Genomic DNA, 435 nt, shown 5'->3' on the forward strand with positions numbered 1-435 from the left:
CGCCTTTCATCGCCTCTGACTGCCAAGGCATCCACCGTGTACGCTTAGTCACTTAACCATACAACCCGAAAGGGTCTTAGTGTATGGCAACTAACCAAGGTTTTTGGTTGTCATCAAGAAGGGTTAATTCTTAATGACTGTTTGCCGGACTCAATTGTGATTCAAACAAGTTTGAATCGAATACAAGACACTTGAATGTGTTTGTTGTGTTTATCTAATGAAAGATAAACATTGAGAACTTTTAAATTTGATTGAATTACTCGTAAGTAAATCAATCAGTCAGCTTTCCAAATTGTTAAAGAGCTTGATTCAATAAATTGAACCATTTTTAAAAACACTTAAATAAATGTGCTTAAAGATGGTATCCCGTAGGGGAGTCGAACCCCTGTTACCGCCGTGAAAGGGCGGTGTCCTAGGCCTCTAGACGAACGGGAC

Annotated in this window: 1 tRNA gene; it reads right to left on the reverse strand. The window is 39.5% G+C overall.

Annotated features, from left to right (window positions below):
- Window positions 1-359: 359 nt before the first annotated feature.
- Window positions 360-435 (reverse strand) — tRNA-Glu (locus MSG38_RS23955).

Source organism: Vibrio sp. 1CM24A, assembly GCF_023161725.1.
Classification (GTDB): domain Bacteria; phylum Pseudomonadota; class Gammaproteobacteria; order Enterobacterales; family Vibrionaceae; genus Vibrio; species Vibrio coralliirubri.